10 protein-coding genes and 1 pseudogene are annotated in these 13,784 nt (G+C 68.6%); 6 read left to right on the forward strand and 5 right to left on the reverse strand.

Annotated elements, in window-relative coordinates:
* Positions 1-374: 374 nt before the first annotated feature.
* The 3 genes from WMF20_RS37710 (at position 375) to WMF20_RS37720 (ending at position 4,121) form a co-directional block, all read left to right on the forward strand.
* Positions 375-1,001, forward strand: a complete 627-nt coding sequence (locus WMF20_RS37710) for a glutathione S-transferase family protein (RefSeq protein ID WP_437606621.1) — start codon at positions 375-377, stop codon at positions 999-1,001.
* A gap of 184 nt (positions 1,002-1,185) precedes the next feature.
* A complete protein-coding gene (locus tag WMF20_RS37715; RefSeq protein ID WP_437606622.1) occupies positions 1,186-3,315 on the forward strand; it encodes an ABC-F family ATP-binding cassette domain-containing protein in 2,130 nt (709 codons plus the stop codon).
* Positions 3,312-4,121 carry a glutaredoxin domain-containing protein gene (locus tag WMF20_RS37720; protein ID WP_437606623.1) on the forward strand — a complete coding sequence of 270 codons (810 nt, stop codon included), beginning with the start codon at positions 3,312-3,314 and terminating at the stop codon, positions 4,119-4,121. Before WMF20_RS37715 ends, WMF20_RS37720 begins: the two co-directional genes overlap by 4 nt.
* Positions 4,122-5,092: 971 nt before the next feature.
* Here the strand turns inward: WMF20_RS37720 and WMF20_RS37725 are convergent.
* From WMF20_RS37725 to WMF20_RS37735, 3 genes are all read right to left on the reverse strand, one after another.
* Positions 5,093-5,512, reverse strand: coding sequence for a hypothetical protein (locus WMF20_RS37725; protein WP_437606624.1), 420 nt, complete (start codon positions 5,510-5,512; stop codon positions 5,093-5,095).
* 151 nt (positions 5,513-5,663) lie between these two features.
* Positions 5,664-6,095, reverse strand: coding sequence for a hypothetical protein (locus WMF20_RS37730; RefSeq protein ID WP_437606625.1), 432 nt, complete (start codon positions 6,093-6,095; stop codon positions 5,664-5,666).
* 20 nt (positions 6,096-6,115) lie between these two features.
* Positions 6,116-6,895 carry a hypothetical protein gene (locus WMF20_RS37735; RefSeq protein WP_437606626.1) on the reverse strand — a complete coding sequence of 260 codons (780 nt, stop codon included), beginning with the start codon at positions 6,893-6,895 and terminating at the stop codon, positions 6,116-6,118.
* Between the two features lie 167 nt (positions 6,896-7,062).
* Here WMF20_RS37735 and WMF20_RS37740 point away from each other — a divergent pair.
* Both WMF20_RS37740 and WMF20_RS37745 read left to right on the forward strand, forming a co-directional pair.
* Positions 7,063-8,613 (forward strand): annotated as a pseudogene (locus tag WMF20_RS37740) (IS3 family transposase).
* Between the two features lie 67 nt (positions 8,614-8,680).
* Positions 8,681-9,448: a transposase gene (locus WMF20_RS37745; protein WP_437606627.1), complete on the forward strand. Its 768-nt coding sequence runs from the start codon at positions 8,681-8,683 to the stop codon at positions 9,446-9,448.
* A gap of 79 nt (positions 9,449-9,527) precedes the next feature.
* Here the strand turns inward: WMF20_RS37745 and WMF20_RS37750 are convergent, their stop codons facing one another.
* Both WMF20_RS37750 and WMF20_RS37755 read right to left on the reverse strand, forming a co-directional pair.
* Positions 9,528-9,836 (reverse strand): hypothetical protein, encoded by a 309-nt coding sequence (locus WMF20_RS37750; protein WP_437606628.1) that lies wholly within the window; start codon positions 9,834-9,836, stop codon positions 9,528-9,530.
* A 5-nt stretch (positions 9,837-9,841) separates the two neighbouring features.
* Complete coding sequence (locus tag WMF20_RS37755) at positions 9,842-11,638, reverse strand: RHS repeat-associated core domain-containing protein (RefSeq protein WP_437606629.1); 1,797 nt, start codon at positions 11,636-11,638, stop codon at positions 9,842-9,844.
* Between the two features lie 702 nt (positions 11,639-12,340).
* Between WMF20_RS37755 and WMF20_RS37760 the strand changes: the two genes are divergently transcribed.
* A complete protein-coding gene (locus WMF20_RS37760; protein WP_437606630.1) occupies positions 12,341-13,765 on the forward strand; it encodes an IS110 family transposase in 1,425 nt (474 codons plus the stop codon).
* Positions 13,766-13,784: the final 19 nt, after the last annotated feature.

Genomic DNA, 13,784 nt, shown 5'->3' on the forward strand with positions numbered 1-13,784 from the left:
GCGGGCGACTCCGACAAGAGGAGCTGATGTGCGCTCCATCCCCTCATCCAGTCATCCAGCCTCGCTGCTCGGGAGCGGGATGCTGAATGGGATGTATCGAGTGCGGCCCCTTCAGCGCCCGGGCCGCCGGAGCGGCGCCCCGCAGGCACGCGGCGGCCGCCGCCCGACTCGGCGGGCCTCCCTGCCGGAGGCCAGGACCGCGGAGGACCGCCCACCTCGGCAGCCCCAAAACCGCCGTCGGATTCTTGCTCCACACGGCAAATGCCGCGCATCTGTGTCGGCAGCGGGATCGGAGCCAGCCTGGCGTTGCGTCGCATGCCGCGCGTGACTCTGGCGACTCGGATCAACTACAAGGGGCGCCGGAGGCCAACACCATGTCCATCACGTTCTACTACTCCCCGCAGTCCAGCGCTGGTCGCATCCTCGTATCGCTCGCCGAGCTCGGCGTCCCCTACGAGGCGGTCCGGCTCGACCTGCGCGCCGGCGACCAGAGGAAGCCGGAGTTTCTCGCCCTCAACCCGAATGGCAAGGTGCCGACCGTCGTGATCGACGGCACCCCGACGTTCGAGTCGGTGGCGATCCAGATCGCCCTCGGCGAGCGCTACGGCGTGCAGAAGGGCCTGTGGCCGGCGCCCGGCTCGCCCGAGCAGCTCACGGCCCTGAGCTGGCTCGTGTGGGGCCAGGTCAGCCTCACCGGCGCCCTGTTCCGCTACATGGCGAACACGAGCGACTACTTCCCCAAGGAGATGCACCACGAGAAGCAAGCCGAGCACGCCTTGGCCGAGCTGCGCGGCCTGCTCCGCATCCTCGACGAGCGCCTCGCCGGCCGCCCCTACGTCCTCGGCGAGCGCTGTACCCTGGTGGATATCGACCTCGCGTCCATGCTCGGCTGGGGCCTGATGGCGGCCAAGATCGACACCTCCGAGCAGAAGAACCTGAAGGGCTGGCTCGACCGCATCATGGAGCGCCCGGCGATCAAGGCGGCGATGGCCCAGACCTGAGCCCCGGGCGCCTCGCTCGCCGGGCGGGCGAGGCGCCCCCATCCTTGACGCCTGCGCGGCTTCGACGCCGGCGCGGCCGGGGCCGGCGGTCTTCCACAGGATCCGGCGCGTCGTCCGGCGCGCCGCCGGGCCTCGCGCCCCGCGCGCCTTGCGCGCGCCCGACCCATGCTAGAACTCGGCCGCAATGACGGTCCTCCAGGTCGCCGACCTCAGCTTCGGTTACGGCGCCGACAAGCTCTTCCAGGGCATCACCTTTTCCCTGGAGCAAGGCCAGCGCGCCGCGCTCGTCGCCCCGAACGGCGCCGGCAAATCGACGCTCCTCCGCCTCGTCGCCCGCGAGCTCACCCCCGACACGGGATCGGTCGTGATCCGCAAGGGGATCCGGGTCGCTTACTTCCGGCAGTCGCACGAGCTCCACGCCGAGGGCACGGTGCTCGACGCCTTCCTCTCCGGGTTCTCCGAGGTCCTCGAGCTGCGCCACGCCCTCACCGCGGCGCAGCACGCCGCGGCCAGCGGCAGCGAGGCCGACCTCGCCCGGCTCAGCGACCTCACGGATCGCTACCACATCGCCGGCGGCGACGACCTCGAGCGCCGCGTCGAGATCATCGCGGCCCACCTCGGGTTCACGCCGGCCGACATGGATCGCCCCGTCGCGAGCCTGTCCGGCGGCGAGCGCGGGCGCCTGCAGCTCGGGGTCGTGCTCGCCATCGAGCCCGACCTGCTCCTGCTCGACGAGCCCACGAACCACCTCGACATCGAGACGATCACCTGGCTCGAGAAGCACCTCGCGGGCCTCGCCGGCGCGCTGCTCTGCGTCTCGCACGACCGCGCCTTCCTCGACGCCGTCTGCCCGAACACGATGGAGCTCGGCCACCGCAGCTTCCGGGCCTACCCGCTCAAGTACAGCGACTACGCGGTCGCGCGCGAGGAAGACCTCGCCCGGGAGCGCGAGCTCGCCGAGCGGCAGGAGGCGTTCGTCGCCAAGACCGAGGACTTCATCCGGCGCAACATCGCCGGCCAGAAGACGAAGCAGGCGCAGAGCCGGCGCAAGATGCTGGAGAAGCTCGAGACCATCGATCGGCCGGAGGACATCTGGGCGGTCGCCGAGAAGGTCCGGTTCCGGTTCGCGCCCGCGCCGCGCAGCGGGGACATCGTGCTCGACGCGCGCGGGCTCGGCGCGGGCCGCGGCGGGCGCACGCTCTTCTCGGGCGTGGACCTCCTCCTCCGGCGCGGCGATCGCGTCGGCATCGTCGGCCCGAACGGGACCGGCAAGTCGACGCTGCTCAAGCTGCTCGCCGGCGCGGGCGCGCCCGAGGACGCGGGCGAGGTGCGGCGCGGGACGAACCTCTGCCAGGGCTACTTCGACCAGCACCTCGGCTCGCTCGACCCGTCGAAGACCGCGGTGGAGGAGATCCGCAGCGTCCGCGCCGACATGAACGTCGACGCGACCCGCCAGTACCTCTCGCGCTTCCGCTTCTACGGCGACGACGCGCTCCGGAAGGTCCAGGGCTTCTCGGGCGGCGAGCGGAGCCGGCTCGCGCTCGCGAAGCTCCTGCTCGAGCCGCGCAACCTGCTCTTCCTCGACGAGCCGACGAACCACCTCGACATCCCCGCCGCCGAGATCCTCGAGGAGGCGCTCACCGGCTTCGAGGGCACGGTGGTGCTCGTCTCGCACGACCGGCGGTTTTTGGAGCAGGTGACGACGCGCATCGTCGCGGTGCGCGAGGGACACGTGGACATCTATCCCGGCGGCTTCCGCGACTACCGCGACAACCTCGAGAAGCTCGCGGCCGAGGCGGCGGCGCGCGAAGCGGACGAGCGCGACGCTCGGCGCGGGCCGGCCGGGGGCGGCCGTGGGGCGCAGAAGGCCGCGGGCGCGCCGGCACCGCAGAGGGCCGCGGGCGCGCCGGCGCCGCGCGACGAGGCGGCGCGGGGCGCCGCGGCCGACAGGGGCGCGAAGCCGGGCCGCGCGGTGCGGCGGAGCGGCGCCACGATGCCGCCTCCGGACGAGGCGGGCGCGGGGGACGCGGCGGCGCGAAAGCGGGCGTTCGAGACCGACAAGGCGGCGGCGCGGGCCGTGGAGCGCAAGCGCAAGCGGGTGAAGGAGCTCGAGGCGGAGATCGCGGCCGGCGAGGCGAAGCTGGCCGAGATGCGCGAGGAGCTGAAGAAGGACCCCGGCGGCGACTGGGCGAAGCTGGCCGAGAAGGCGCGCGAGGAGCAGGCGCTCGCGAAGCGCGTCGACGCGGCGATGACGGAGTGGATGGCGCTGAGCGAGGAGCTCGGCGCGTCGGCGACCGCGGGGGGCGGGGCGTGACGGGCGGGGGGCGGGGCGCGCGGGGCGCGGGCGGCGCGCGGGGCGCGGGCGGCGCGTCGGCGGCGGGCGCCCGGCGCGCGGCGGTCGTGCTCGCGCTCGCCGCGGCGGCGCTCGCGCCGGCGTGCAAGGAGCCGCGCGACGACGGCACCGCCCCGGCGCAGGCCCCCGCCGAGCTGCCGCCGCTCGAGCTGCGCGACGACACGGCGAACCTGATGCTCACGTGGATCGACGAGAAGGGCGACACGCACGTCGAGCTCCGCCCGGCCGACGTGCCGGCCGAGGGCCGCGCGATGGTGCGCGCCATGCTCTCGGACCGGACCGAGGGCACGCGCGACGTGTTCTACGTCGCGGATCTGACGCAGAAGCGCCCGGACGGCACGTACGCGGTCCGGACGATGCCGCGGCGGGAGTGGGAGTCGCTGCTGGAGAAGCGGCGCGCCGAGCACGTCGCGAAGACGGCGCCCCCGCCCGCGGCACCGCCTGGGCCCGGCGGCTCTGCGGGCGCGGGGGCGCCGGCGGCGCCGGGCCAGCTCGCCGGTGTGACGGTGATCATCTACGGCGCCTCGTGGTGCAAGCCGTGCCACCAGGCCGCGGACTACCTGCGCGCGAAGGGCGTCGCTGCCATCGTGAAGGATATCGAGGAAGACCCGGCGGCGGCCGCCGAGATGCAGGACAAGCTCGCGAAGAGCCACCAGCGCGGGGGCAGCATCCCGATCATCGACGTTCGGGGGCAGATCCTCGTGGGGTACAGCCCGCACGCGCTCGACCAGGCGCTCGCGCGGGCGGCGCGCGGGACGACGCTCTGAGGCGGCGGGGAGCGGGGCGGCGGGAGATCCGGAGGCGGCGGGGACCGCCGGATCAGGGCGCCGCCTGCGCGGCGCACGGGTGCAGCGAGATCGGAGACGACGTCGTCGATGCGCGGGTGACGTACCGAAAGCCGGGCGACGCCTCGATCAGGAACCTGAGCCGCCCGCGGGAGGGCCTACATCGATGGCGCGGCCTTGCGGTGGCAGCTCGTTCGACCAGCCCAGGGACTCGAGCGCCCAAGCCACGAGGCGCCTGACGCGCGCCCTCTCGATGGCGTCGTGGAAGGCACCCTGAGATCGCACGCCATCGGCCAAGCTCGCGACCAGCTCGCGTCGTTCAAGGGTCGACGTACCATCAGATCCCTCGCAGCGTGCCTCGAAACTTACCGCAGGCACAGCTGACGGAATAGGCAGCATCTCCAACTGCCTTGATCTCGATGAGGCCGGCGCAAACGTCACACCGAACCGAGCCGACCCGTCCATCGCGCACAAACTCTGCGAGAGCCGAATCGAGCAGCCTTATCGCTCGGTCACAAACAGAACGGCGGTCGAGCTCGGTCGCCATGCCACCCTGATATCATACTTACCGACCAGGCGGCTCGCGCGTGCATGTCACGCCGCAGCCGCCGCGACGCTGGGCGCATGCTGCCCTCGACGTCGTGCGCCTGGCTCGTCACCACACCCGCGCCACCACGCACCTGGCACGGTGCGACCGCGCAGGTTCAGCGCCGTCGCTTGCGGATGGGCTTCGCCGCATGTCGCCGCCTCACTCGAGGCGGTCGGCGCCCTGCCCGGCCGGCCGATCCGCAGGTCGAGCCCGCTCTCTTTGGCGCTGTCCAGCAGCCGGACCGCTTGGCCCTTGAGGAACCTGCCGATCACGAGCCTGCGCTCACCGCTCTCCAGACGCCGCAAAAAAAATCGCGATTCGCCATCCATATTCAGAGCGCAAGATCGGCTGAAACCTACAAGAGCTATCGTGGCGCGCCATCCGCACGCGCCCAATAAAAATGCTTCGCAATGTGCGCCAGCACCGGACACAGCGCCGAATACACCCTCAACGGAACACGAATCACAAACACGGTTCCCTGAGCTTCAATCTGGATGGGAACAGCGGCGTTCAGGTCTCGTACGCGGACCAACTCTGTGAGCAAAACAGGAATGACGGCATCCAATTCCGTGTAGCGGAGCCGGACAGCACCGGACGCATCCTTGCTTACAATACCATATGAATAAAGCGTGACCGACACGTCGGCATCATCGTAATGATATAACGAGGCGCCAAAATCAGGGCAAGACGCGACGAGATCCTTCGGCCAGCACCCGATCCCGAATTCGACGCTTGCCGCAAACCCTCGCCTAATTTCCTTGCGCACCCATTCTTCATGCGTCATTTGAGCCTCCTGAGGACCTCCATAATGCCCTCGCGAGTCGACGGTGTGCTCACGCCAAATTCGTCGCCGGCCCTATCCGCGCTGATGGCTTTTTCCGGAGTCCAGCGTCCAGGGAAGACGCTGCCGTCATCAGGATGCCGCGGGCCATGGATCACGAGAGGTCAGGGGGCACCAAGCTGCGCCGCAGCGTATACCCCCTCATGATGCACGACCCACAATCGCCTGTCCACCGGAGCCCAAATGATAACATCGCAGCCCCCAAAAACCGTTCAGAGAATTCGTCGGAGTACCACGACTGGAATTCTTCGAGTTGAGACGCGGACATTACAAACGCGCCGCAGTCCTCTTGGAATGAAACATCTGTAACCACGACCAGCTCGGTATCCGGTGGCAACGAAGCGAGCCCGAGCAGCTTCGCCATGGTGTCATCATCATCGACGCCTGCTGGTATGCTTGTCCACTGAAGCGTACCGAGCGCATCATCAATTGCGTCTGAAACGATCGATGAAAGCCTCGATCCGATCAGCGATCCGATCAGCGATTCGATCTGTCGCGCGGCCACCTCTAAATTGACGATGTTCATCGCTTTCTCTTTCGCGACGTTTACTGACACAGGTTACGTGGCGCCGAGCCACCCTCTATGGCAGGGCTTACAATTCTCCCATCCCGGTAGACGCGTTTCGCACTGTCTGCCAACCACCCTTCCCCTTCGGACCGGGCACCAGAACCTGAGTTATGGGCACGCGGCGCGTCCGACGGCCCGCCCGTGTGCTCCCGGCCCGTCGCCTCGATCAGCCGGTAGACCGCGTCGTACACGTACTGCGCGCTCGGCGACACCACGTCGTTGTTGAAGAACACCGTCTGCTGCGCGCTGTCCCCGATCTCCACGATGTTCCCGACCGGGTCGTACACGTACCTCAGGTTCTGCAGCACCGTGCTGTCCGAGCTCCGCGTCGTCTTCGGGCGCGTGAGCCGGTACGTCAGCGGGTCATACGTATAATCCGTGAAGGTGCCGTTGCCGTACTCGATCCGCTCGCGCTGCCCCTTCGCGTCGTAGTCGATGTCGTCCACGAACGTCGTCCACGCCACCGCGCCGCGAATCCGCGCCTCCACCCGCTCCAGCAGCCCCGCCTCGTTGTACGTCGGCTTCACCTCGCTCGCGTCCGGCGCCGTCACGCTCGTCGGCCGGTTCAGCGCGTCGTACGCCGTCTGTGTCCCGAAGCTCTCCGTCTCCAGCAACGGCTCCGCAGCCGTCGCGATGGCGGACACATCCGTCAGCCCCGCCAGCACCGACCAGTCGGCGTCTGCGTGCACGTCGCTCCGCAGCCGCCGCGAGGCCTCCAGTACGTTGCCCTTGAAGTCGTACGCCTGGCTCGTCACCACACCCGCGCCATCATACACCTGGTACGCCCTGCCGCACAGGTTCAGCGACGTCGCCTGCGGATGCGCTTCGCCATAGACGCCCCCCGTGTCAGAGAAGTTGTCGCCTCATCTGATCCGCTTAGAGAGGATCAGGTCACCGGTTCCGGGGAGCGGAGACAGGCTTTGAGGTGAGAGAGTACTCAGAATCCTTCAAAAGAAAAAAAATCGTCCAGCGGCTCCTCGCCCCAGGAGGACCCACGGCGGTGGCGCTCTCCGCGGAGACGGGGGTGCATCAGACGACGCTCTCGCGCTGGCTTCGCGATGCGCGTAGCCTCGCGCCCATGTCGGACGACGCTCGCCGCTCCGCCCCTCCGCCCTCCGCCGCTGCTCGCCGTCCCGAGGACTGGGCCCCGGAGCAGAAGCTGCGCGCCGTGACGGAGGCGGCAGCGCTCTCCGAGCGTGATCTGGGCGAGTTCCTCCGCCGCGAGGGGCTGCACGAGGCGCAGCTCGCCGAGTGGCGCAAGGCCGCGCTGGAGGCCCTGGGCGGGCCGGCAAAGCCCGGCCACGGCTCGGCCCCGTCGCGGCGCGTTCGGGAGCTGGAGAGGCAGCTACGGCGCAAAGAAGGCGCTGGCCGAGGCGGCGGCCATCCTGGTGCTCCCCAAAAAGCCCAAGCCATTTGGGGGGACGGGGACGACGACACAGACCCGGAGACCGACAGGTGACGCTCGATCTCATCGACGAGGCCGTCCGTGGCGGCGCCAGGCTCGCGGCGGCCTGCCGTGCGCTCGGATTGAGCGCGCACCGTGGCCCGCTGGCGCGCTGAGGCCGGCGGCGAGGACGGCCGCGCCGGACCGCGGCACGCCCCGGTGCACAAGCTGACCGAGGCCGAGCGCCGGCACATCGTCGAGACGGCCAACAGCCCCGAGTTCCGCAACCTCTCGCCCAAGCAGATCGTGCCACGCCTGGCCGACCGCGGCGTGTATCTGGCTTCGGAGTCGAGCTTCTACCGCATCCTGCGCGAGCAGGGGCTGCTGGCGCACCGCAATCCGGCTCGACCGGCAACCGCTCATCGCCCTCGCGAGCTCGTCGCCAGAAGCCCGAATCAGGTGTGGTGCTGGGACATCACCTACCTGAAGAGCGCGGTGCGCGGAGCGTTCTACTTCCTGTACCTGATCGTAGACGTCTACAGCCGCAAGATCGTCGGCTGGTCGGTCGAGGCCGAGGAGTCGATGCTCGCTGCTGCTCGCCTCGTCGAGCAGACCTGCGGCCGCGAAGCCGTGGGCTCCGGCTGCCTGGTGCTGCACGCCGACAACGGCGGCCTGATGAAGGGCTCGACCATGCTCGCCACCCTCCAGCGCCTGGGCGTTGTGCCCTCCTTCAGCCGCCCTCGCGTCAGCGACGACAACCCCTACGCGGAGGCGCTCTTCCGCACCCTCAAGTACCGGCCCGAGTACCCACGCCGCCCGTTCGCCACCGTGGAGCAGGCGCGCCACTGGGTGGAGCGCTTCGTCGCCTGGTACAACGGCGAGCACCTGCACAGCAGCATCCGCTTCGTCACGCCCGACGACCGCCACCGCGGTCGCGACGGCGCGCTGCTCGCCGCCCGCCACGCCCTCTACCAGCGGGCCCGCCGCAAGACGCCGCTGCGCTGGACCGGCCAGACCCGCAACTGGACTCCGGTCGGTCCTGTGACCCTCAACCCCCACACGCACGAGGCACAAGCAGCCATTAGGACCTGACCGAATCAAAGGACAACTATCTTGACACCCGCCGCCCCCCGTCCGCCGCTTGATGACGCTTCCGGGGGTGGACGTCGCTGTGGCGCAAACCCTGTTGGCCGCGCTCGGAGATATCCACCGGTTCCGCTCGCCCGACCACGCAGCGAGCTACCTTGGGCTGGTGCCCTCGACCTACCAGACCGGCGATCCAGAGCACGTCTATCACGGCAAGATCACCAAGCAGGGCAAGGGCCAGGCGCGCTGGATGCTGGTGCAAGCCGCGCAGCACGTCGGCAAGCACCCAGGACCGCTCGGCAACTTCTTTCGACGGCTCGCCAAGCGCAAGAACCGCAACGTGGCTGTGGTCGCTACCGCGCGCAAGCTGGTGACGATCGCTTACCACATGCTCAAGAACAATGAGCCTTATCGGTATGCGGTGCCGCGCTCGACCGACACGAAGCTGGCCCGGATGCGGGTCAAGGCGACCGGCGAGCGGCGCCGGGGTGGGCTGCCAAAGGGGCAGCCGCGTCCCAAAGCGTACGGCTCGGGCGTGCGCACCCGCACCGTGCCCGCGCTCGACACGATCTACGAGCGCGAAGGGTTGCCGCCGATCGCCCCGCTGGCCGACGGCGAGCTGCGGATGCTGCGCCAGCAGAAGGTGCTCACGCACGTCGCGCAGACCAGCCGCCCTCAGCGACTGCCTCGCCGCGAGGCGGCACCCGAGCCGGCGGGCGCTGCTGCGGCTGCCGCCTCGCCTCGGCGCCCCGTCCGGCCAGTGTCCGCCCGGCAAACGCCGGCGACGACGCCGCGGGCCAAGTCCACGAAGACCTCTTCTCCCGGCCGGAGGTCGACGTGAATCGTTGTCCCGAGCTTGACACGTTCATAGGTAGTCGATGTCGTCCCTCGAACGCGTTCGATCCGCTCCGGTTCGCCAGCTAAGCTCCCGCCTGACGATGGCGTGCGAGCCACCCACGGACAGCAAGGACGGCTTCACGTGGAGGGCTCATTGGAGCTCGCCCGCTTGAGCTAACGATGATATTCGGCAGATCGTCGCGAGTGTAGACGTGTTCTGCATGCTCGATAAAGTAATCGCGCAGCTCAGCCGTAAGGCCTTCGATGATGGAGTCGACGTTTCGTTCATTGATAAATAACATCAGCAATCCTGGCACGTCGGCCCAGGGAATCAGATCGTCATAGAAGGCGTCCACGACTTCTTTTGGGCTTGCAGGGCGTCTCAATTCCATACTTCCTACTTACCGCCGAAGAACCGGCGAACAACGTCAACCTCGTGCGCTTCCGCGGCCTGATGCAAATCTCCATACGGAGCGCGAACTGCTGCCGCGAGCTGCCTCGCCGTCAGCCTCCCGCCGTTTGCGTCAAACAATTCGGAGAGCGCTTGCGATTCATACACTTCGTGCGCGAAAGTTCCCACAATCTCTTGATCACTACCGAGGATAGCCGGATTCACCCTCAAGACGAACCTACCATCCCGAGTCTGCATTTGCGAGAGCCTATAGGTATCATCTCTATATTCCAGGCGGAAATATTCAGCCCGAGTCTCGTACGGGAGGGACGGATCCAGGGCAACGCGGTACAACTCGGGATCGAGGTCCACGCCCGCCTGCCTAGCTAGATTCTGGGCCTCTTCCAGTGTTCGTACCACGCCACCGGGGTTCGGTGGGTAGTCGATGAGCCTGCCGGCCATGCCGGCAATCTTCTCGGATCGGAGCACGGCACTGAGTGCCGCTCCCCCCGCCATGACCGCTTCCGCAATCATCACGTCGGAAGTCAAGCCGGTCAAGGTCCTCATCGCGGGGTCAGAGAGCAATCCCCCCTCTGCGCCCCCGCTCCAATCCGTGCCGCCGGGCGGCAACTCCTGTGGCTCAACACCCGCGTCTGGCCGTGAATTCGCCTCCGCATGCAGAAAGTCGAGGACACCCGTCGTTCCCCCCACGAGGGCCTCACCCGCGAGCGCCATCGCCCTGTACTCGGACTGGCTGTAGTACTCCTGAGTATCCCCCGCCGTCTCTGCGGTGGTGTCCGGCGCAGCAGGACGAATGTGCTCTACCGTGGTGACGCCCGTACGGACGGACTCGAGATTGCCTCGTTTGAGGGTGGCCGAAGCTCGCTCCTGAAACTTACCTGTTGCAGAGCGAGCGAACTCTGCACGGGCTTCTGGGGACAGCCCCTTCACGTGCCGGTGCAGCTGAACGTCCGTCATTTGCGCGATCCGTTTGTCGGTCTCGCTCTCTCTCCCACTCGGGTCCCTGAGCCTGATCGGATTTCCCCGCACATAAGCGTAGAGGTTCGGACCATCCACAGTCCCCGCCGGATCCGCCGCCGTCCACCTCCCGAGCCACGGCGCATAGTACCGTGCCCCGTGGTAGTACAGCCCCGTCTCCTCGTCCTTCTCCTTGCCCGTGTACCGGTATCTCCTCTGCGAGACCTCGATCCCCGACGCCGCCGACCAGTACGCCGTGGTCCCGTACGGATGATACTCCTCGTACCCGATCACCAGCCCCGATCCGTCGACCTCCAGCGACGCCGACCCGAGGTGGTTGTCGAGCTGGTAGCGCACCCGCGGCGTCACCGTGAACGGCCCCGACGTGTCCACCGTCTTCGTCTCCACCATCGCCACCCGCCGCGCGCCGTCCATCACGTGCAGCGTCTGCCGCTCCAGCGAAAGCCCCGAGCTGTTGTGCCTCCGGTACACCTCGTAGCCGCCGAGGTAGATGCGCTCCTCCACCAGCCCGCTGTGCTCCCACACCTTGCGCACGCGCTGCCCCGCAGCATCGTAGTCGTAATAGACATCGCCGCCGCCGCCGAGATCCGTGCTCCGCACCTGGTCGTTCTCGTCCCAGGTCAGCGCCGTGATGTGCGGCATCGACGTCATATTACCGTGCGCGTCATGCGCATAGGTGCGGAACGGCCCGTGCTCCGGATCCCCGGTCGTGCTCGTCAGCCGGTTATTCGCCGTCTCGTACGCATACCACCGCGTCCAGATCACCGTCCCCGCCTGGTGCACCATCCTCAGCAGGTTGCCCACTGCGTCATACCGGTTATGAACGTGGTGTGACCGCCGCCCCGCATTCGCTCTCGGTACGTTGGTGTGCAGCAGCGGCTGTCCTGGCGACGAGCGTCGCGCGACTGGAATCACAGCGGCTCGGGCGGTGGCCAAGGCGGAGGAGCGCGAGCGCGCGGCAAGCAGGCTGCGCCGACTGGAGGCAGCGTCTGCCGCGCGCCGGCGTCCGGCGGCCCAGGCGCGCCGGCGGGATGAGCGACAAGCAAGCGCCCGGAGCGTCGCGCCTCGGCCGCCGGACGCCCCGATCAAGAGGAGAGGCGAGCAGGGATCGGCAGGAAGCGAGCGCGTTGCGGGACGCACGCCAGCGCCCAGCTCATGCGTCAAAAAGGTTGCAAAGATTTCGTCCCATGCTGGCCTTCCTCGCACCGGGCATGGGACGGGGTGAGACGCTGTCTCCCCAGAAAGTGCGGTGCGAGGGGGTCGTTCACCCCGGGGTCGGTCGCTTTCGCGTATGGGCCATGAGCCCGCTGTCATATGTGACCGCCCCACCGGCCCACCCGGTTGAGCCTCGAGCTCGGATAGGTAGGTGCCGTACGACCCGTTGTTCCGTCGGCGTGGTGGCCAGTCGACCGCGAAGGTCAACCACCTCGCCGGGTCCTCATCGAAGGACTCGCTCGCCTGGGCACCCGGGCAGCACGACCCTCCTCGCACCGCTGGAGAGAGCGTATGGACTCTGTCGGCCTGGATGTCCACAAGGATGCGGTCGAAGCGGCCGTGATCGACGAGGCAGGCAAGCTGCGCCGTCGCGTCCGCTTCCCTTGCACCCGCGAGGAGCTCGTACGGTTCGCCAAGCGCTACCTGGGCCCGAACGCCCGTGTGGCGCTGGAGGCGACGAGCCACACCTGGACCATCGTGGAGGTGCTCCGCCCGCTCGCGGCCGAGATCGTCGTCTCCAATCCGCTGCGCACGCGGGCGATTGCCGACGCGAAGGTCAAGACCGACAAGGTCGACGCGCTGGTGCTGGCGCAGCTGCTGCGCGCCGACTACCTGCCGCGGGTGTGGCAACCCGATCAGGCGACGCAAGGACGGCGCCGGCTGACCAACCGTCGAGCGTCGCTCGTGGCCGACAGGACGCGGGTGAAGAATCGCATTCACGCCGTCTTGCACCAGCGTCTGATTCACCCGATGGTCAACGAGCTGTTTGGAACGAAGGGACGCGCCTGGCTGGAGACGCTGGAGCTGGATGGCGCAGGTCGCGCCGCGCTCGACAGCGAGCTGCGGCTGCTCGGACAGCTGGAGTCGGAGCTTTCGCGGCTCGACGAGGAGCTGGCCGTCGACGGGTACGACGAGCCGCGCGTGCGGCTCTTGATGACGCTGCCGGGCGTGGACGTGGCGGTGGCGCAAACGCTCTTGGCGGCGCTCGGAGACATCCAGCGCTTTCGCTCGCCCGACCACGCTGCGAGCTACCTCGGGCTGGTGCCCTCGACCTATCAGTCGGGCGATCCCGAACACGTCTACCACGGGCGCATCACCAAGCAGGGCAAGGGGCAGGCGCGCTGGATGCTGGTGCAAGCCGCGCAGCACGTCGGCAACCACCCAGGACCGCTCGGCAACTTCTTTCGACGGCTCGCCAAGCGCAAGAACCGCAACGTGGCTGTGGTGGCCACCGCGCGCAAGCTGGTGACCATCGCCTACCACATGCTCAAGAACAACGAGCCGTATCGCTATGCGGTGCCGCGCTCGACCGACACCAAGCTGGCCCGGATGCGCGTGAAGGCGACCGGCGAGCGGCGCCGGACCGGGCTGCCAAAGGGACAGCCGCGCCCCAAGGCGTACGGCTCGGGCGTGCGCACCCGCACCGTGCCCGCGCTCGATACGATCTACGAGCGCGAGGGGCTGCCGCCGATCGCGCCGCTGTCCGACGGCGAGCTGCGGATGCTGCGCCAGCAGAAGGTGCTCAAGCACGTCGCGCAGACCAGCCGCCCTCAGCGGCTGCCTCGTCGCGCAGCGACCCCCGCGCGGCCCGAAGCTGCTGGGGCGGCAGCCTCGTCTCTGCGGTCCGCCCGGCCGGCATCCGCCCGGCAAGCGCCAGCGACGACGCGGCGGGCCAAGTCCGCGCAGGCCCCTTCTCCCGGCCGGAGGTCGACGTGAATCGTTGTCCCGAGCTTGA

It is taken from the genome of Sorangium sp. So ce834 (assembly GCF_051521425.1).
GTDB lineage: Bacteria > Myxococcota_A > Polyangia > Polyangiales > Polyangiaceae > Sorangium > Sorangium cellulosum_D.